At 64.7% G+C, this 18,368-nt stretch carries 21 protein-coding genes; 16 read left to right on the top strand and 5 right to left on the bottom strand.

Annotation, left to right across the window (positions count from 1 at the left end):
- Window positions 1-116: 116 nt before the first annotated feature.
- Together V3596_RS04790 and V3596_RS04785 are read left to right on the top strand one after the other, a co-directional pair.
- Window positions 117-2,165, top strand: coding sequence for a tetratricopeptide repeat protein (locus V3596_RS04790; RefSeq protein WP_334276445.1), 2,049 nt, complete (start codon window positions 117-119; stop codon window positions 2,163-2,165).
- 19 nt (window positions 2,166-2,184) lie between these two features.
- Window positions 2,185-3,099, top strand: a complete 915-nt coding sequence (locus V3596_RS04785; protein ID WP_334276444.1) for a hypothetical protein — start codon at window positions 2,185-2,187, stop codon at window positions 3,097-3,099.
- 44 nt (window positions 3,100-3,143) lie between these two features.
- Here V3596_RS04785 and otnI read toward each other — a convergent pair whose 3' ends face one another.
- On the bottom strand, window positions 3,144-3,938 hold the full coding sequence (gene otnI, locus V3596_RS04780; RefSeq protein ID WP_334276443.1) for a 2-oxo-tetronate isomerase: 795 nt from the start codon (window positions 3,936-3,938) through the stop codon (window positions 3,144-3,146).
- A gap of 29 nt (window positions 3,939-3,967) precedes the next feature.
- Window positions 3,968-4,711 carry a 2,3-diphosphoglycerate-dependent phosphoglycerate mutase gene (gene gpmA / locus V3596_RS04775; RefSeq protein ID WP_334276442.1) on the bottom strand — a complete coding sequence of 248 codons (744 nt, stop codon included), beginning with the start codon at window positions 4,709-4,711 and terminating at the stop codon, window positions 3,968-3,970.
- Window positions 4,712-4,938: 227 nt separating this feature from the next.
- Here gpmA and V3596_RS04770 point away from each other — a divergent pair, with 227 nt between their 5' ends.
- From V3596_RS04770 to V3596_RS04740, 7 genes are all read left to right on the top strand, one after another.
- Window positions 4,939-6,165: a porin gene (locus tag V3596_RS04770; protein ID WP_334276441.1), complete on the top strand. Its 1,227-nt coding sequence runs from the start codon at window positions 4,939-4,941 to the stop codon at window positions 6,163-6,165.
- Window positions 6,166-6,180: 15 nt separating this feature from the next.
- Entirely contained in the window at window positions 6,181-6,606 is a 426-nt protein-coding gene (locus tag V3596_RS04765; RefSeq protein ID WP_334276440.1) for a type 2 periplasmic-binding domain-containing protein, read from the top strand.
- A 76-nt stretch (window positions 6,607-6,682) separates the two neighbouring features.
- Entirely contained in the window at window positions 6,683-8,197 is a 1,515-nt protein-coding gene (locus V3596_RS04760; protein WP_334276439.1) for a methyl-accepting chemotaxis protein, read from the top strand.
- A gap of 190 nt (window positions 8,198-8,387) precedes the next feature.
- Complete coding sequence (locus V3596_RS04755; RefSeq protein WP_334276438.1) at window positions 8,388-8,795, top strand: rhodanese-like domain-containing protein; 408 nt, start codon at window positions 8,388-8,390, stop codon at window positions 8,793-8,795.
- Between the two features lie 40 nt (window positions 8,796-8,835).
- Window positions 8,836-9,096, top strand: a complete 261-nt coding sequence (grxC, locus tag V3596_RS04750) for a glutaredoxin 3 (protein ID WP_334276437.1) — start codon at window positions 8,836-8,838, stop codon at window positions 9,094-9,096.
- Between the two features lie 146 nt (window positions 9,097-9,242).
- Window positions 9,243-9,722, top strand: a complete 480-nt coding sequence (gene secB, locus V3596_RS04745; RefSeq protein WP_334276436.1) for a protein-export chaperone SecB — start codon at window positions 9,243-9,245, stop codon at window positions 9,720-9,722.
- Between the two features lie 81 nt (window positions 9,723-9,803).
- Window positions 9,804-10,814 (top strand): NAD(P)H-dependent glycerol-3-phosphate dehydrogenase, encoded by a 1,011-nt coding sequence (locus V3596_RS04740; protein WP_334276435.1) that lies wholly within the window; start codon window positions 9,804-9,806, stop codon window positions 10,812-10,814.
- Window positions 10,815-10,885: 71 nt separating this feature from the next.
- Here the strand turns inward: V3596_RS04740 and trmL are convergent, their stop codons facing one another.
- Both trmL and V3596_RS04730 read right to left on the bottom strand, forming a co-directional pair.
- A complete protein-coding gene (gene trmL, locus V3596_RS04735) occupies window positions 10,886-11,356 on the bottom strand; it encodes a tRNA (uridine(34)/cytosine(34)/5-carboxymethylaminomethyluridine(34)-2'-O)-methyltransferase TrmL (RefSeq protein ID WP_334276434.1) in 471 nt (156 codons plus the stop codon).
- Between the two features lie 4 nt (window positions 11,357-11,360).
- Window positions 11,361-12,098, bottom strand: a complete 738-nt coding sequence (locus V3596_RS04730) for a ComF family protein (protein WP_334276433.1) — start codon at window positions 12,096-12,098, stop codon at window positions 11,361-11,363.
- 118 nt (window positions 12,099-12,216) lie between these two features.
- On the opposite strand from V3596_RS04730, the gene V3596_RS04725 reads away from it, so the two are divergent.
- From V3596_RS04725 to V3596_RS04695, 7 genes are all read left to right on the top strand, one after another.
- Window positions 12,217-13,032: a biotin synthase gene (locus V3596_RS04725; RefSeq protein WP_334276432.1), complete on the top strand. Its 816-nt coding sequence runs from the start codon at window positions 12,217-12,219 to the stop codon at window positions 13,030-13,032.
- Window positions 13,033-13,270: 238 nt separating this feature from the next.
- A complete protein-coding gene (coxB, locus tag V3596_RS04720; RefSeq protein WP_334276431.1) occupies window positions 13,271-14,467 on the top strand; it encodes a cytochrome c oxidase subunit II in 1,197 nt (398 codons plus the stop codon).
- A gap of 28 nt (window positions 14,468-14,495) precedes the next feature.
- Window positions 14,496-16,133 (top strand): cytochrome c oxidase subunit I, encoded by a 1,638-nt coding sequence (gene ctaD / locus V3596_RS04715; protein WP_334276430.1) that lies wholly within the window; start codon window positions 14,496-14,498, stop codon window positions 16,131-16,133.
- 5 nt (window positions 16,134-16,138) lie between these two features.
- Window positions 16,139-16,255 (top strand): cytochrome oxidase small assembly protein, encoded by a 117-nt coding sequence (locus V3596_RS04710; RefSeq protein WP_334276429.1) that lies wholly within the window; start codon window positions 16,139-16,141, stop codon window positions 16,253-16,255.
- 12 nt (window positions 16,256-16,267) lie between these two features.
- Window positions 16,268-16,888 (top strand): cytochrome c oxidase assembly protein, encoded by a 621-nt coding sequence (locus V3596_RS04705; RefSeq protein ID WP_334276428.1) that lies wholly within the window; start codon window positions 16,268-16,270, stop codon window positions 16,886-16,888.
- Window positions 16,885-17,118, top strand: coding sequence for a DUF2970 domain-containing protein (locus V3596_RS04700; RefSeq protein WP_334276427.1), 234 nt, complete (start codon window positions 16,885-16,887; stop codon window positions 17,116-17,118). Before V3596_RS04705 ends, V3596_RS04700 begins: the two co-directional genes overlap by 4 nt.
- A 50-nt stretch (window positions 17,119-17,168) precedes the next feature.
- Window positions 17,169-18,053 (top strand): cytochrome c oxidase subunit 3, encoded by an 885-nt coding sequence (locus tag V3596_RS04695; protein WP_334276426.1) that lies wholly within the window; start codon window positions 17,169-17,171, stop codon window positions 18,051-18,053.
- Between the two features lie 69 nt (window positions 18,054-18,122).
- On the opposite strand, the gene V3596_RS04690 is transcribed toward V3596_RS04695, so the two are convergent.
- Complete coding sequence (locus V3596_RS04690) at window positions 18,123-18,341, bottom strand: DUF2909 domain-containing protein (RefSeq protein ID WP_334276425.1); 219 nt, start codon at window positions 18,339-18,341, stop codon at window positions 18,123-18,125.
- Window positions 18,342-18,368 lie beyond the last annotated feature (27 nt).

Below are 18,368 nucleotides of genomic sequence, written 5' to 3'. Positions count from 1 at the left end.
CCATCCTGCCGGCCTGTCCGCCCAATCGGGGACAGGTCTGGGCCCGGGGTTCTGGGTGCACTGAGCCTCCGCTAGCATCGGTGCCACGCTGATTGCAAATTGCCGGAGTTCCGTTCATGTCCAAGCTGCGCACAGGGCTGCTGCTGAGCCTCTCACTTGCCCTGCCGGGCCTGGCTGCGGCGCAAGGGTTCAATCTGGGCAAGATCATCAAGGACAGCCTGTCTTCCGCCTCATGCGAGAAGTACAAGCGCTGGGTGGCCTCGGTGCCCGGGGCGGCCGCCAATGCGTCCGTTGGCCGGGGTGGCTCGGATGTCGTGCTCTCCCTGGTGGCCGAGCCGGTCTTCTCGCAAGCCTTCGGCAAGAGCTACCGCGAGCTGACCCAGAGCGATTTCCGCGCTGCGGCGAGCAGTCTTGCCGAGTGCCGTCGCGGTGGCACGCTCACGCCGACCGAAATGCAGCTGACCCAGCAGGTCTGGAACGAGCACATGCAAGTCACCTTGCTGCGCCAGCAGGAGGCCCTGCAGGCGCAGCGCGCCGAGCTGGAAGGCATTCGTCAGGAGCTCGCGGCCCTGCGTCCCGTGGAAGAAGACTACGCCCGGCTCGACGGCCTGAAGGCTCGCGGCGATGCTGCCATCCGGCGCGGTCGAACCTCGATCGCATCGGGCCGGGTGGCGAGTGCTGATGGTGGCAGCGTGCTCGGCGACCTGGCCGCCTTCGAGAAGGAGGTCGAGGCGACGCGGCAGCGCGTCGGCGTGCCGGTCGAGACACAGCGAGTCCAGGCGGCCGTGGCCGCGGCGGAGGGCAGTGCCGGCTTGCAGGTGCTGACCGGCCACCTGGACAGGTTGCGCCGCAGCAGCCTGCCGGCGACGGTCGTGCAAGGCCTGCGCGAGAGCCTCAACAAGCGCATCACCGAGCTGGCGGCGGGCGTCGCCCAGCAAGAGCGCCAAGCCATTCATCCGCCCCGGGCCGACCTGGCCGATCTCGCGGCGCATGCCGCCTCCGTGCGTGATTTTGACAATCGCAACAGCCGTGCGCTGAACCTGGCGCCCCCCTTGGCCGAGCTGCAGCGAGCCTTGCGCGCCGAGCGCCAACCCTTGCTGGCAGGTGCTGCCAGCGAGGTGGCGCGTCAGGTGCGGGGCCTGCGCGAACCGGAGCAGATCTCGCAGCTGGTAGCGCGCTACTTCCTGGCTGACGAGCTCCAGGCCGGGCCGGGCGCCGAACTCAAGCGCATGGCAGACCAGCGGGCCGAACTGCTCAAGCGCCTTTCGACCGACGTTGCCATGTTCGGCGCCCAGCCTGAGCATGCCGACTTGCTCGCTGGCACGAGTCAAACCGGCCCTGCCCCCACGCGCTGCGACCAGCTGGCGGCCGACCCGGATGACCCGGGTCGTATCGCGCCGGGCGTCAGCGACGACGACATGAACGTGGCTGCAGCCGTCCAGTCCTGCCGCGAGGCTGTGAAGGCCGAGCCGCGTTCGGGGCGCCTGCAGTTTCAGCTTGGGCGAGCGCTGCTCGAGGACAAGAAGCCGCAAGACGCGGTGGCCCAGTTCAGGCGGGCCGCTGAACTCCAGTACCCGGCGGCCTATTTCTATCTCAGCGAAGCCTACAAGTCCGGCATGGAGGGTCTGCCCAGGAATGACAAGCAGGCCAGCCAATACGCCAAGCTCGCCGAGAAGGGCGGATACGGCAGTGGCATGAGCAGCTCGCATCCGGTCTTTGCCGAAGCCGACTACGAGGACGCCAACATGATGCAGGCGGTCTACTACGGCAACAGTTCGCTGCTTGGCGACAACGGGCTCTACAACTTCAACTACCTGGTGGCGCAGGCGCAACTGCTGGCGAACGAATGCCGCAGCTTCAAGCTCAGCGAGGTCGAGGGCTACCGCACTGCATTCGTGCGCGGCGTGATCCCAGGCACCACCGATGGCATGGCGCGCATGGGCTTCGAGCACATGAAGAACATTGCCACGACCCTGGCCGATGCCATCCGCAACCCTCGTTCCATGGTCGACAACGGCGCTGCGCGCCAGCGTGTCGAGAACGCGGGCATGTACGGCACGCGTGACCTCGCGCAGATGTGGAGCGGTATCGGTGGCTGTCAGGCCCCGCAAGCCAAGCGCTATGTGAAGAATCTGCGGCATTACCTGAGCCGCGTCGGCGCCTGAGGCGCAAAAGGAGCCGTCAATGGATGATGCCAATCGTCGCCGCATGGCCGTGATCTGCGGCTTGTGGCCGCTGCTGGTGGCACAGGCGCGGGCCCAGGGACGCGGCAGTGCGCCACCTCCATACCGGCCACCGCCGCCGCCGCCACCGCCTCCGCCGCCGGCCTACCGGCCGCCACCACCCCCACAACCGTCGTTCAGGCCGGCCCCGCCGCCGCCCGCGCAGATGCCCGGTGGTCGCAACGGCGGCAGCTGGGCCGGCAGCAATGGTGGTGCGGGCAGTTGGGCAGGCTCCAATGCCAATCGAAACCAGGGCAGCAACGGCAGCAACAGCGGTGGCAGCTTTGGCGCGAGCGTCAAGAACCAGGTCGGTTCCGGCTCCCTGGCCAACAACCGAAGCTCGGGTCTGGCCAGCAAGTTCAATGCATCGGGCGGTTCCGGGTCCGTCAATGCCACCAGTCAGGCGCGCGGCGCGCAAGGGGGCGGCAACGGCAGCGGCTTTGGCACATCGGTGAAAGGCCAGGTCGGCTCAGGCTCGACCAGCACCGGTGGCAGCTCCGGTCTGGCCAAGAAGTTCAATGCAGGTGCCAGCACCGGCACTGCGACAACAAGCGTTGGCAGCGGTGGCAGCGGCGGCAAGAGTGGCGGCGGTGGTGCAAATGCTGCTGGCGCCGGTGGTGGGCTGTCGAAGAAGTTCAACGCTGCCGCAGGCAACGGCGCCGGGCGCATTGACGGCACCCAGACTCCCGCACCGCGCCCTCGCCCCAAGCCAACGGACGCTTTCGGTCGCGCCGCAATGAGTGCCGAGTACCAGGCTGGCAAGGAGGGGGCGGCCAAGCGCGGCAAGTTCCTGCATGAGCAGGCCCTCAAGCCTGCCCAGCCGGCCTCGGCGCCCAAGCCGCCCAAGCCACCCTTCAGACCTCCGGAGCCGCGCTGAGTCTGGGCGGATGACTGCTCCCGCCTGGCCGGATGTTTCTGCGGCTAGGGCAGCGCCGGCATCCAGCTTCGCAGCCAGCCCAGGCCGGCAGAGGTGCCGGCGCGCGGCCGGTATTCGCAGCCTACGAAGCCGGCGTAGCCGAGCTCGTCCAGCAAGGCCATCAGGTGTTCGACGCGCAGCTCGCCTTCATCTGGCTCCTGGCGCAACGGCGCGCCCGCTACCTGCACATGGCCGAGAACGCCGCGCTCGAAAGCACGGCGCAGCTTGCTGCTCACGTCGCCCTCGACGACCTGGCAGTGGTACGCGTCGAACTGCAGCTTCAAGTGGGGCGAGCCCACGGCCTCGATCAGGCCCAGCGCATGGTCCTGACGGTTCAGGAAATAGCCCGGCATGTCGCGCTCGTTGATAGGCTCCACCGTCAGGATGATGCCGGCAGCGCTGGCGCGCTCCGCGGCCCAGGCCAGACGCGCTACCACCAGGCCATTCAATTGTTCCCGGCTCATGCCCGTGGGCAGCAGGCCCGACATGAGGTGGACCAGTGGCCGGCCCAGCGCCTCTGAATAGGCGAGGGCTCGCTCGACCGAGGAGCGGAAGTCCGGCTCGCGATCAGGCAGGCAGGTGAATCCGCGCTCGCCGGCCGCCCAGTCGCCGGGCGGTGCATTGAAGAGCACCTGCCGCAGGCCGTGCTCTTGCAGCAGCAAAGAGAGTTGCCCGGCCGGATGGTCGTAGGGGAAGAGGTACTCGACGGCCGTGAAGCCGTCCGCTGCCGCAGCAGCAAAGCGCTGCAGAAAGGGCAGCTCGGTGTAGAGCAGACTCAGGTTGGCGGCGAAGCGGGGCATGGTCGAGCAGCCTCGCTGCGCCCCGTGCCTCAGGCCTTGCCCTGATTTGCCACCGCGGCGGCGGCCTTGGCTGCGGCCTCTGCGTCGCCCAGGTAGTAGCTCTTGATCGGCTTCAGGTCTGCATCCAGCTCGTAGACCAGCGGAATGCCGTTGGGGATGTTGACGCCGACGATGGCGTCGTCGGCGATGCCGTCCAGGTACTTCACCAGGGCGCGGATGCTGTTGCCGTGGGCCGCGATCAGCACGCGCTGGCCGCTCTTGATGGCGGGTGCGAAAACTTCGTTCCAGGCCGGCAGCACGCGGGCCACGGTGTCCTTCAGGCATTCGGTCAGCGGAATCTGCTCGGGCGCAAGGCCTGCATAGCGCAGATCACCCCGCTCGCTGCGCGGGTCGCTGGCTTCCAGCGCCGGCGGAGGCGTGTCGTAGCTGCGGCGCCAGATCAGCACCTGCTCGTCACCGTACTGCTTGGCCATGTCGGCCTTGTTGAGGCCTTGCAAGCTGCCGTAGTGGCGCTCGTTGAGGCGCCATTCATGGATCACCGGCAGCCAGGTGCGCTCCATCTGGTCCAGGCAGTGCCACAGCGTCCAGACGGCGCGCTTGAGCACCGAGGTGTAGGTGACATCGAAATCCAGGCCCGCTTCCTTCAGCAGGCGGCCGGCCTGCTTGGCCTGTTCGACGCCAGTGGGGGTCAGGTCTACATCGGTCCAGCCGGTGAAGCGGTTTTCGAGGTTCCAGGTCGATTCGCCGTGGCGAATGAGCACGAGCTTGTACATGTCGGTCACGAGGGGAGGCCGCCCGATTCGGGCTGGGGCGGATTCTATCGATGCACAGAGCGTGGACTATTCCCATTTCCCGTTGCCGGCAATCCACAAATCTGTCGTGAAATGACGAATCGCAAACTGAAGTGAGCAGATCGTCCTAGTATCAATTTCGGGCGGCACTCGCGCACTGGTGCGTCAGCCGCCGTACTTGTTCTGGTTTATTAAGCAGGAGACGGAGCATGCAGAAGAACAGCAAGTGGCGTTGGGCGCCCCTGGCATTGGCCGCTTTGGCCTGCGTAGGCGCTCAGGCGCAAAGTGACAGCGCGGTGACGGTCTCGGGTTTCGCGACCCTGGGCGCAACGGGCACCAACAGCAGCGTCGCTCAATACGCCATCTTTGGGCAGAACCGCGGCGCCAGCGAGCGCTGGAGCGGTGAGGTCGATAGCAAACTCGGCGTGCAGCTGACGGCCAAGGCCAATTCCACCTTCTCGGGCACAGTGCAGCTGCTGTCCAAGCAGAATGGCGACGGCAATTTCAATCCGGAGGTCGAATGGGCCTTCGTCAAGATGCAGGCAGCGCCTTCGCTGTCCTTCCGCGTGGGCCGCATGGGCGGCCCGTTCTTTGCGGTGTCCGATTTCCGTGATGTGGGCTATGCGAACACCTGGCTGCGCCCACCTCACGATGTCTACGGCCAGGTGCCGATCAGCCGCTTCGACGGCGCAGACGTGATCTACCAGACCAATACCGGCTTGGGCTCACTGACGGCGCAATTGTTCGCCGGCAAGGCCAAGTCCATGGTGCAGCGCACCGAGGTCGAGATGAAGAGCCTGGTCGGCTTCAATGCGACGCTGGAACTCGATGGTGGCGTGAGCCTGCGCGTCGGTCGCCTGCAGGGCAAGCTGACCGTGCACTCCGCCTCGCTGAATACGTTGGTGGCCGGCCTGCGCTCGGTGCCGATTCCGTCCGTGGTTTCGGTGGGCAACGAGCTTGATCCCAACAGCAAGTCAGCCAGCTTCACTGGCTTCGGCCTCACCTGGGATGAGGGCAATTGGCTGGTGAATGCCGAGTACACGCAGCGCCGCACCGATACCTATGCATCCGATACCAATGGCTGGTACGTCACGGTCGGCCATCGCTATGGCAAGTTCACGCCTTATGCCACGGTGTCGCAGCTGAAGCAGATCGACAGCAATGTGAACAACACGATCCCGACCGCGGGCTACCCGGCGGCAACGCAGGCGCAGCTGAACTTCCTCAGCGCCAACGTGAATGGCGTGGTGGCAAGCCAGAAGCGTGATGAGAAGACGCTGGCGGCTGGCGTGCGTTGGGACTTTGCTCGCAACACCGCGCTGAAGGCCCAGGTGGACCGCATCACCCCGAACGGCCCCGGCTACTTCCTCAACGTGCCGAGCAGCTTCAAAGACCGCGTCCACGTCTACAGCATCGCTGTGGACATGGTGTTCTGATCAAGGGAGGCAAACATGAACAAGTTCAAGCGTTTGGCTTTCCTGGCTGGTTTTGCGCTGGCTGGTGTCGGAGCCCAGGCCCAGGTGGCCGTGATCGTCAATTCCAAGAACGCCGCAGCAAGCATGACCGCCGATCAGGTGGCCAGCATCTTCCTGGGCAAGAGCAGCACGCTGCCCAATGGTGCAACCGCAGCTGCGGTCGACCAGGCCGAAAGCGCAGCGGTGCGTGAGCACTTCTACAGCAAGGTGACGGGCAAGCAGGCCGCGCAGGTGAAGGCCGCCTGGTCTCGCATCGTGTTCAGCGGCAAAGGCACGCCGCCCAAGGAAATGGCCAATTCCGCCGAAGTGAAAAAGTTTGTCGCAGCCAATCCGGACGCGATAGGCTATATCGAAAAGTCGGCGGTGGATGGTAGCGTCAAGGTGGTGTTGACCGTCGATTGAGGTGCCACTCAGGTCGCTGAGAACCAGGAGCGCAGGGCAGGGGCCCTGCGCTCCCTCGTTGGATGGAGACTAAAAGATGAATGTGAAGACCCGGATCTGGCTGCTGCCCTTCCTGGCCGCCGGCATATTCGCCGTCGGGATCATCGTCGTGCTGCTGTATTCCTCGCGCACCTCTGACGCGATCACGTCGGTCGGTACGGTGGACTACCCCTATCTCGACTCGACCACGCAGTTCGCCTCGCAGCTGGAAGCCCTGGGCTCCACGATCCAGAGCGCTGTGGCAGAGGGCGAGAAGAAGCGGCTGGACGAGGCCAACGAACGCGCCGCCAATCTTCGCAAGATCCTGGACACGATCACCAAGATCGATGGCAAGCAGGAAGCCGCTGGCGCGCTCAAGAAGGACTTCGAAGCCTATTTCGCGGCCTCGGTTGACACGGCCCAGTTGTTCATGGGCATGAAGCAGGGCGACCAGGGTGGGGCCATCGCCAAGATGCAGGGCTCGCTCAAGCAGCTCGAGGGCACGTTGGCCAAGGTCCGCAAGGGTGCCACCGAAGGTTTTGATGAGGGTCTCAACAAGGCGCAGACCGGCGTCTCGTCGAGCTTGTGGGCCATCGTCATCAGCGGCGTGGTCGTGGTGGTCTGCCTGGGTCTGGGTTCGTTCCTGGTGATCGGCGGCGTCTGGCGCCAGTTGGGCGGCGAGCCGGAATATGCGCGCGATGTGATGCGTCACATGGCCGACGGCGACCTGTCGCAAGATATCGTGGTGGCACCCGGTGCCGACCAGAGCCTGCTGGCGGCAGTGCGCGACATGTCGCGCGGCCTTGCTGGCATCGTGGCCAATGTCCGCACGGGCACCGACTCGATGACCGTGGCATCGCGTGAGATTGCCGTGGGCAATCAAGATCTCTCCGTGCGGACCGAAAAGCAGGCCAGCTCGCTGGAACAGACCTCCAGCAATATGCAGACCCTGACCGACACAGTGCGCCAGAGCGCCGACGCGGCGGCTCAGGCCAATCAGTTGGCTGGCTCGGCTGCGGCAGTGGCACAAAAGGGCGGCCAGGTGGTTTCGCAGGTGGTCTCGACGATGAACGAGATCAATACCAGCTCCAAGAAGATCAACGACATCATCGGCGTGATCGATGGCATCGCCTTCCAGACCAACATCCTCGCATTGAATGCGGCGGTGGAAGCTGCACGTGCTGGCGAACAGGGCCGCGGCTTCGCGGTGGTGGCGGGCGAGGTTCGCTCGCTGGCCCAGCGTTCGGCCGAGGCCGCCAAGGAAATCAAGGGCCTGATCGGCGCCAGCGTCGAGAAGGTCGAGTCTGGCAGCCGCCTGGTGGAAGACGCCGGTTCGACGATGACCGAGATCGTGGCCAGCGTGCAGCGGGTGTCGGACATCATCGGCGAGATCACGGCCGCCGCGACCGAGCAGAGCCAGGGCATCGGCCAGGTCAATCAGTCGGTCACGGAGCTGGACCAGATGACGCAGCAGAACGCGGCGCTGGTCGAGCAGGCTGCTGCCGCGGCTTCGAGCCTGGAGCAGCAGGCTCGCAGCCTGCAGACAGCGGTCTCCACTTTCAAGCTGTCCTGAAGATGTTTGCCCCTTGTTCAAGGAGTACCTTGAACGGTCCCCCAAGGGGACGGCGATGCTTGCCGGCGTGACCGCCAAGCACCTCGCCAGCGCGTGCCGGCTTGGGAGCGGCCCTGCGCTCAGCCCGCAAGTTTTGTGACGAGGAGCGAGATTCCTATAATCTCGCTCCTTTTGCTATGGGGCATCGCTCTTGAACTTCCTGCTCGAACACTGGTACCTCCTGCTGACCGCTGTGCTTTCTGGCGGCTTGCTGCTGTGGCCCTCACTGAGCAAGGCGGGTGGCGGCGTTGCCACCGCTGAAGCGGTGCGCCTGATCAATCGCGAGAAGGCGGTGCTGATCGATGTCTGCGAGCCCGAGGAGTTCGCCGCCGGTCACGCCACCGGCGCCCGCAACATTCCCCTGAGCACACTCGAAGGCCACAAGCAACTGCCCAGCAACAAGGCCTTGCCCGTGGTGGTGATGTGCCAGACCGGCGCACGCGCCGCCCGCGCAGCTGGCATCCTTCGCAAGCTGGGTCATGAAAAAGCCCAGCCGCTGACCGGGGGCTTGAAAGCCTGGCGCGAAGCCAATCTGCCGACCGAGCGCAGCGCTGGCTGAGCCTTCAGCGCTCCAATTTGTTGTTGAGGATGGATTCGCGATGAGTCGCGTGAAGATGTACACGACCCTGGTCTGCCCCTACTGCGTGCGGGCCAAGAACCTCTTGAAGCAAAGAGGCGTCGAGCAGATCGAAGAGATCCGTGTCGACCTGGACCCCTCGCAGCGCGACAGCATGATCGCGCTGACCGGCCGCCGCACTGTGCCGCAGATTTTCATCGGCGACACCCATGTGGGCGGCTGCGACGAGCTGATCGCCCTGGACCATCGCGGTGGCTTGCAGCCTCTGCTGCAGGCGGTCTGAAGCCTGGCGCTGCGCCTCCCCTAAGGGCGCACTCCCGGTTTGCAAGAGCGGGCATGTCCGGGCGGGCGTCTGGGCCGGCTGCGCCATAATCGCTGCTGCTGCCCGCCAACCGTCACGGCGGGCTTTACTTTTGCTTGAGAGACATCATGGCCGACGAGAACAACACCCCCGTGTTCCAGATTCAGCGTATCTACCTGAAGGATCTGTCGCTGGAGCAGCCGAATTCGCCGGCAATCCTGCTGGAGCAGGCTCAGCCCAATATCGAGATCAACCTGACCCTGTCGGCCGAACCCGCTGCCGAAGGCTTCTATGAAGTCTGCGTGACCGCCACGGTCAACACCAAGGTCGGCGACCGCACGCTGTTCCTGGTCGAAGCCAAGCAGGCCGGTATCTTCGAGATCCGCAATGTGCCGCAAGAGCAGCTGGAAGGCATCATCGGCATCGTCTGCCCGCAGATGCTGTACCCCTATCTGCGCGCCATCGTTTCCGACATCAGCACCCGCGCTGGCTTCCCGCCTGTCATGCTGACGGAAGTGAATTTCCAGGCCATGTTCGAGGCACAGCAGCAAGCCATGCTGGCCCAGCAGGAGCAGCAAGCCGCACCGGCCGACGCCACGCTGAACTGATTGACCCCGGCCTAGCGCCCTGGAGCGCGCCACGCTGACGCGCGGCGCGCTTTTGTCGTTTTTGGACTGAGCGAGAGAGCGATGAAGATCACGGTTTTCGGTGCTGGCGCCTGGGGCACGGCACTGGCCATCCAGGCCGCAGCCCGCCATGAAGTGATGCTGTGGGCGCGTGAGGAGGCGGCCGTCTCCGCCATGCGCGCGAGCCGCTGCAACACGCGTTATTTGCCCGAGGCGCCGCTGCCGGCCGGCTTGCAGTTGACGAGTGATTTCGACGCGGCCCTTGCCTTCGGCGAGCTCCTGATCATTGCCACACCGATGGCCGCACTTCGCAGCATGCTCGCCCGCCTACCCGATGGCGCGGCGGTGCTGTGGCTGTGCAAGGGCTTTGAGGCGGGCACCGGGCTGCTGGGCCATGAGATTGCGCGCGAAGTGCAGCCGCGCTTGCGAGTGGGCGTGCTGTCAGGCCCCAGCTTTGCGCAGGAAGTCGCCGCCGGCCAGCCGACAGCGCTGGTATCGGCCAGTGCGGACGAGGCCCTGGCCCAGCTGGGCGTCGAGGCGTTCCATGGCGAGCGCATGCGGGTCTACAGCTCCAATGATCCGGTCGGCGTCGAGGTCGGTGGCGCCGTCAAGAACGTGATGGCGATTGCCGTCGGCATTGCCGATGGCCTGCGCCTGCGCGCCGAGCGCCTTGGCGACGCCTCACGCGCGCCTGGGTTGAATGCCCGCGCGGCGCTGATCACGCGCGGCCTGGCCGAAATGCTGCGCCTCGGTCAAAGCCTGGGGGCGCGCACCGAGACCTTCATGGGCCTGTCAGGCATGGGCGACCTGGTGCTGACCGCCACCGGTGACCTGTCGCGCAACCGCCGGGTGGGCCTGATGCTGGCCGAGGGTCTGGACCTGAAGCAGATCCTGCAGCGCCTTGGTCATGTGGCCGAAGGCGTCTACAGCGCCCCGACTGTGCTGGCCCGCGCGCAGGCCAGCGGTGTCGAGATGCCTATCACTGCAGCCGTGGTCGAGGTGCTGGACGGGCGCTTGAGCGTGCTCGACGCGATTGATGTGCTGATGGGCCGACAGGCCCGATCCGAACACTGAGCCCGCGCACAAGGTCCGGGAGGAGCTTGTGGCTGGCGAAGGCCTGGACGCGATACACGCGGCCAGGCTGATCAGACCGCGCCCTCGTAGCCGTTCTGCCGCCAGGCCTCGAACACTGCAACGGCGACGCTGTTGCTCAGGTTCAGGCTGCGCTGGTCGGGCCGCATCGGCAGGCGCACACGCTGCTCGGGGGGGAAGCTGTCACGCAGTGCTGGTGGCAGGCCCGCTGTTTCCGAGCCGAAGACCAGGAAGTCGCACGGCTGCCAGGCCTGCTCTGCAAAACGATGGCCGCCGCGCGTGGTGAACGCAAACATGCGTTCCGCGGGCGGCTTCACGGCATCCAGAAACGCCCGCCAGCTGGCATGGCGCAGCACGGCCGTGTACTCGTGATAGTCGAGGCCGGCGCGCTGCAGGAGCTTGTCTTCCATCGAAAAACCCAAGGGCTCGATCAGATGCAGGCTGCAGCCGGTGTTGGCGGCCAGGCGAATCACGTTGCCGGTGTTGGGTGGTATCTCCGGCTGGACGAGGACGATATGAAACATGCCCTCATTGTGCCGGCGTGCGCGCGAGCACCCAGGCCTGCACGTGCACGGCGCCGGCCTGGCGCACGACGCGGGCCAGCTCGAACAGCGTGGCGCCTGTCGTCATTACGTCGTCTAGCAGTGCCACATGGGCGCCGCGCAGATCGGGCAGGCGTCCGGGCTCGACGGCGAAGCTGTGCTTCACATTGGCGGCACGATCAGGCAAAGGCAGGCTGCTCTGAGCCTGGCCCTGACGCAAGCGCAGGAGCAGGCCGGCATCGCAACGCAAGCCGCGCCGGGCTGCCAAGGTACGTGCCAGCTCGTGGCTCTGGTTGTAGCCGCGCTCGCGCAAGCGGTCCTGGCTCAACGGCACGGCCAGCAGCCAGTCGGGCATCTCGGCCTGTGCCTCATCGAGGGCGTTGTCGAGGCGATCCAGCAATGGACGGCACAACTCCAGGCCCTGATGAAACTTGTAGCGCTGCAGGAGCTGATTCCAGGGGAATGCGTAATCCAGCGCGGCGATGGCCAGGTCCAGTGGCGGCGGATGGCGCTGGCATTGCGCGCATTGGCTCAAAGGGCTGGCGTCTGGCAGGCGAATGGCGCATTGCGGACACCGCCGTGCGATCTGCGCATGAGCCACCAGGCAGGCGCTGCAGATGCGCGTCGGCGACCAGGCATGACAGATCGCGCATTGCCCCGGGCAGCGCGCCAGCAGCCGCGCGAACACCGAGGGCTTGCTGGGGGCGAGAGGCTCGGCCGGCATCGGCTCAATATACTTCCGGCCCATGACAGCGCCTCCGGTTTCTCCCCCATCTGAAGTAGCGAGTGGCAAGACCGTAGGCATAGATCCGGTGGCTGTGCGGCAGCAGCGCCGCCGCCTCATGAAGGCAGCCGAGGCGCCCTGGCTGAATCGAGAGGTCTCGCGCCGGATGGCCGAGCGCCTGCAGGTGATCAAGCTGCAACCTGCCACCGTGATCCAATGGGCTGCCTGGCTCGGTGGCAGCCAGGACGACCTGGCCCAGGCCTATCCGCAGGCGCGCCAAGTCTGGGTCGATCTGGACGAGTCCCGTGCGCCGCAGGCCGGCTTCATGGACAAGCTCCTGCGCCGCAATTTGCCTCATCAGGTCCGGCCGGAGCTGGTCGAGCCCGGCGCCGCCGAACTGCTGTGGGCCAATATGTGCCTGCACGGCAGCAGTCAACTCCCTGCACTCTTGATGGCCTGGCATCGCTCGCTGGCAGTTGATGGCTTCCTGATGTTCTCCTGCCTGGGCCCCGACAGCTTTGTCGAGCTGCGTCCGCTCTACGCCCAGCAAGCTTGGGGCGAGCCGGCGCCGCCCTGGATCGACATGCACGACATCGGCGACGAACTGGTGCAGGCCGGTTTTGCCGACCCGGTGATGGATCAGGAGCTCCTGACGCTGACCTGGACCAGCCCCGAGAGCCTGCTGGCGGACCTGCGCTCACTGGGGGGCAATGTTTCACCCAGTCGATTCGCCGGGCTGCGCGGCCGGGCCTGGAAGCAGCGTCTCGTGCAGGCGCTCGAAGGCCTGCGCGGTGCCGATGGCCTCCTGCGGGCCCGGGTCGAACTGATCTACGGCCACGCTTTCAAGCCGGTTCCCAGGGCCCGGCTGGCGGCCGAAACCGCGGTTTCGCTGGACGATATGAGGGCCATGGTGCGCAAACAGGGACCTCGCTGAGGCATGTCAAGGGCCACAAGACCACGTTGTGCTCATGGCGCTGGGCTAAAATGCGCGGCTGACCACATGTGCGCCTGGCTGGAAGGGTCAAGACCTGGCACGTCCAGCACCATTCCAGCAGGGTGCAGCACGAGACAAAGAAGCCTCCCCAGGCTCCACAGACGACGGATGTCGCAGCGGCCAACTTGCATGGCCGCATCGGCGTTCTTGGCTTGAAATTGAAACTGAAGTGACGACCATGAAAATGATGAACGAGCGAGTGCATCAAGTTGGGCGCCGGATCGGTCAGCTGGTGCTGGCCCTGGGCAGCACGCTTGCCGTCCAGGCGGCTCTTGCGGGCCAAGCGGTAAACGACCTGCCGGGCGGCCCGGCCGTCAATCAGCTCAATCTGCACCCGCCGGTCACCAAGATCGCGACCGAGCAGATGTGGCTGCACAACTTCATGCTGATCATCTGCGTGGCCATTTTCCTGGCTGTGTTCGGTGTGATGTTCTATTCCATCTGGAAGCACCGCAAGAGCAAGGGCGCGGTGGCCGCCAACTTCCACGAAAGCGTGGCCGTTGAAATCGCCTGGACCGTCGTCCCCTTCGTGATCGTCATCCTGATGGCCTTGCCGGCCACCAAGGTGGTCGTCGCCATGAAGGACACCACCAACGCCGACCTGACCATCAAGGCCACCGGCTACCAGTGGAAGTGGGGCTACGACTACCTCAAGGGCGAGGGCGAGGGCATCAACTTCCTGGCCACGCTGGACACCGCCCAGCGCGTCGCGTCGGACTCGGGCAAGCCCGAACAGGTCGACAACTACCTTCTGAAGGTCGACAACCCGCTGGTCGTGCCGGTCAACAAGAAGGTGCGCATCATCACGACGGCCAACGACGTGATCCATGCCTGGATGGTGCCGGCCTTCGGCGTCAAGCAGGATGCGATTCCGGGCTTCGTGCGCGACACCTGGTTCAAGGCCGAGCAGATCGGCGACTTCTACGGCCAGTGCGCCGAGCTGTGCGGCAAGGAGCACGCCTACATGCCCATCCACGTGAAGGTGGTGTCGGCTGAAGACTACGCTGCCTGGGTCGATGGCAAGAAGAAGGAAATGGCCGCCAAGGCGGACGATCCGAGCAAGGTCTGGGAATTGGCTGCCCTGGTGGCCCGCGGCGAGAAGGTCTACGCCGCCAACTGCGCGGCCTGCCACAAGCCGGATGGCAAGGGCGCAGGCCCGATCAAGGCTCTGGACGGCTCGCCGGTGGTGCTGAGCGACGACAAGCTCAAGCAGGTCGGCGTGCTCCTGAACGGCCAGAACAACGGCGCCATGCCGGCGTGGAAGCAGCTGAGCGACACCGAGATCGCTGCCGTCATCACGTACACCAAGAACAGCTGGTCGAACAAGACCGGCCAGGTCGTGCAGCCCGCTGAAGTCGCGGCCGCCCGCAAGTAAGTACACCGGACGTCTTTAAGGAATCGACATGTCAGCAGTGCTTGACCCCCACGGTCACGACTCTCATGCCCACGGCCACGATCATCACGATGATCATCATGCCCCCACGGGCTGGCGTCGTTGGGTGTTCGCTACCAACCACAAGGACATCGGTACCCTGTACCTGCTGTTCGCCTTCACGATGCTGATGGTCGGCGGTGTGCTGGCCCTGTGCATCCGCGCCGAACTGTTCCAGCCTGGCCTGCAGTTCTTCAATCCGGAGCTGTTCAACCAGTTCACGACCATGCACGGTCTGATCATGGTGTTCGGCGCGATCATGCCGGCTTTCGTGGGCTTCGCGAACTGGATGATCCCGCTGCAGATCGGCGCCTCCGACATGGCCTTTGCGCGGATGAACAACTTCAGCTTCTGGCTGATGATTCCCGCCGCCATCATGCTGGTCGCATCGTTCTTCATGCCTGGCGGCGCACCCGCTGCCGGCTGGACGCTGTACGCACCGCTGACGCTGCAGATGGGCCCTTCGATGGATGCCGGCATCTTCGCGATGCACATCCTCGGCGCCTCGTCCATCATGGGCTCGATCAACATCATCGTCACCATCCTGAACATGCGCGCGCCTGGCATGACGCTGATGAAGATGCCGATGTTCGCCTGGACCTGGCTGATCACCGCCTACCTGCTGATCGCCGTGATGCCGGTGCTCGCCGGCGCCATCACGATGACGCTGACCGACCGCCACTTCGGCACGAGCTTCTTCAGCCCGGCCGGCGGTGGTGACCCGGTGATGTACCAGCACATCTTCTGGTTCTTCGGCCACCCCGAGGTCTACATCATGATCTTGCCGGCCTTCGGCATCGTCAGCCAGATCGTCCCGACCTTTGCCCGCAAGAAGCTGTTCGGCTACGCCTCGATGGTCTATGCGACCGCGTCGATCGCGATCCTGTCCTTCATCGTCTGGGCCCACCACATGTTCGCCACCGGCATGCCGGTGACGGGTCAGCTGTTCTTCATGTACGCGACCATGCTGATCGCCGTGCCCACGGGCGTGAAGATCTTCAACTGGCTGGCCACGATGTGGCGCGGTTCGATGACCTTCGAAGCCCCGATGCTGTGGGCCGTGGGCTTCATCTTCGTGTTCACGATGGGTGGTTTCACGGGCCTGATCCTGGCCATGGCCCCGATCGACATCCAGGTGCAGGACACCTATTACGTGGTGGCCCACTTCCACTATGTGCTGGTGGCTGGCTCGCTGTATGCGCTGTACGCTGGCGTGTACTACTGGGGTCCGAAGTGGGCTGGCGTGATGATCTCGGAGACGCGTGCCAAGATTCACTTCTGGGGCTCGCTGATCTTCTTCAACATCACCTTCTTCCCGATGCACTTCCTGGGTCTGGCCGGCATGCCGCGTCGCTATGCCGACTATCCGATGCAGTTCGCCGACTTCAATGCGATCGCGTCGGTGGGCGCATTCGGCTTCGGTCTGATGCAGGTCTACTTCTTCTTCGCCGTGGCCATCCCGCTGATGCGCGGCAAGGGTGAGAAGGCCCCGCAGCGTCCCTGGGAAGCGGCTGAAGGCCTGGAATGGGAAGTGCCGTCGCCGGCCCCGTTCCACACCTTCGAGAACCCGCCGAAGCTGGATCGCACGGCCACCAAGATCGTCGGCTGATCACCATGGCCCAGACGCAAGAACAACGTCGCGCCAACCGTCGCCTGGCTTTGATCCTGGCGTCGGTGGCCGCAGTGTTCGCGGTTGGTTTCGTGACCAAGATCGCGCTGTACGGTTTCTGAGCGGCTTCAGACATGAGCGATTCCACGCCCCGCCGGAACTGGCTTGAATCCCTGCGCAGAGCCAATCTGCAGCTGGTGGGTAAGCTGTCCGTCGTGGCGGTGCTGATGTTCGGTTTCGCCTACTCGCTGGTGCCGCTCTACAACGCCATCTGTTCGGCGCTGGGCATCAACGTGCTGTCGCTCTCCGAGCGCCAGCACGCGGTCAAGGCCCGGGACATCAAGAACACCCAGATCGACTACAGCCGCAAGATCAGCATCGAGTTCGATGCCAATGTGCGTGGCCCCTGGGAGTTCAAGCCGGCGGTCAGCCACCTGGAAGTGCATCCGGGCGAGCTGACAACCGTGATGTACGAGTTCAAGAATGTCCAGAACCGCGTGATGTCGGCGCAGGCCATTCCCAGCTACGCGCCGAAGCAGGCCACGGCCCACTTCAACAAGCTGGAATGTTTCTGCTTCAACGAGTACACCTTGGCGGCCGGTGAAGGCAAGCAGTGGCCGGTGGTGTTCGTCATCGACCCCAAGCTGCCCAAGGACGTCAAGACCATCACCTTGTCCTATACCTTCTTCGAGGTGGCGGGCAAGAAGCAGGCAGCGGCTCCGGTGCTCAACGGCGCGAAGGGGTCGAAGTCGTGACGCAGGATTTGAAGGAGGCCACGCAACGGCGCGGCTCGTTTTTCCAGACGGTCAAGGCAATTGCCTGGGCCTTCTTCGGCGTGCGTCGTGGCGCCGATTACGACAAGGATGTGGCTCAGCTGAACCCGGTGCATGTGATCATCGCCGGCGTGATCGGGGCCATTCTGTTTGTGCTGATGCTGGTGCTGGTCGTCCAGTGGGTGATCGGCAGCAGCATCGCAAGCAGCTGAAATTGCAGTTTTGATTGAACTACTGAAGCTTTAGTTCGAGGAGAAGAAAGATGTCGGCAGCGACCACCCACGGGAAAGCCCCGTACTACTTTGTGCCCGGACCCTCGCGTCATCCGGTCATGGCCGCCATCGGCCTGTTCTTCGTGATCCTGGGCGCAGGCCAGTGGATCAACGGCCACGACTGGGGCATGTATTCGCTGATCTTCGGTCTGCTGTGGTGGGCCTTTGTGCTCAAGCAGTGGTTTGGTGATGCGATCCGCGAAAGCGAAGGCGGCATGTACAGCGAGCGGATCGACCTCTCCTTCCGCTGGAGCATGGGCTGGTTCATCTTCTCTGAAGTGATGTTCTTCGGCGCCTTCTTCGGTGCGCTGTACTGGGCCCGCAACCACTCGGTGCCGTCGCTGGGCAGCCTGGACAACGCCATCCTGTGGCCCAACTTCAAGGCCCTGTGGCCGAGCGTTGCAGGTGCTGGCACGGCCGCCCCTGCCGGCATGGTTGAAGCCTTCCAGACCATGGGCCCCTGGCCGATCCCGACGATCAACACCGCGCTGCTGCTGACCTCGGGTGTGACCCTGACGATTGCCCACCACGCCATCCTGGCCGGCAACCGCAGCAAGACCATCGCCTGGATGTGGGCCACCGTGATCCTGGGTATCGTCTTCCTGTGCCTGCAGGGCTACGAATATCACCACGCCTATGCGGAGCTGAACCTGAAGCTGACGTCCGGCGTGTTCGGCTCGACCTTCTTCCTGCTGACCGGCTTCCACGGCTTCCACGTGTTCGTCGGCATGCTGATGCTGCTGTTCATCACGCTGCGCCTGCAAAAGGGCCACTTCACCAAGGACAAGCACTTCGGTTTCGAAGGCGCCGCCTGGTACTGGCACTTTGTGGACGTGGTCTGGCTGGGCCTGTACATCGTCGTCTACTGGATGTAATGGGCCGCAAGGCCTGCAATGAAGAAGCGCCGCATCGAGCGGCGCTTTTTTTATTCAGGCACTGGCCGCTTACTTGGCTAGCGGCACGCCGGTTGGCTGGATCCAACCCATCAGATACGCAAGCCAGATGAACAGGAACAGTGCCACCGAAACCGCCACCCGCAGTGCCAGCGCGCGAGCCATGCGGACATCGCGGCCTTGGGTGGCCCCTCTGCGGAGCATGAAGAAGCCGGCCGAGGCCAGCGCCAGGAGCACGGCGATGAGGCCGATCACGATCAGGTATTTCATGGCTGCGGATTATTCCATCGGGGGCCC

The sequence above is a fragment of the Roseateles microcysteis genome (assembly GCF_036880965.1).
Classification (GTDB): Bacteria; Pseudomonadota; Gammaproteobacteria; order Burkholderiales; family Burkholderiaceae_C; genus JAUASW01.
Note: the sequence above shows the minus strand (reverse complement) of the source record. Positions and strands in the feature narration are given on the sequence as shown.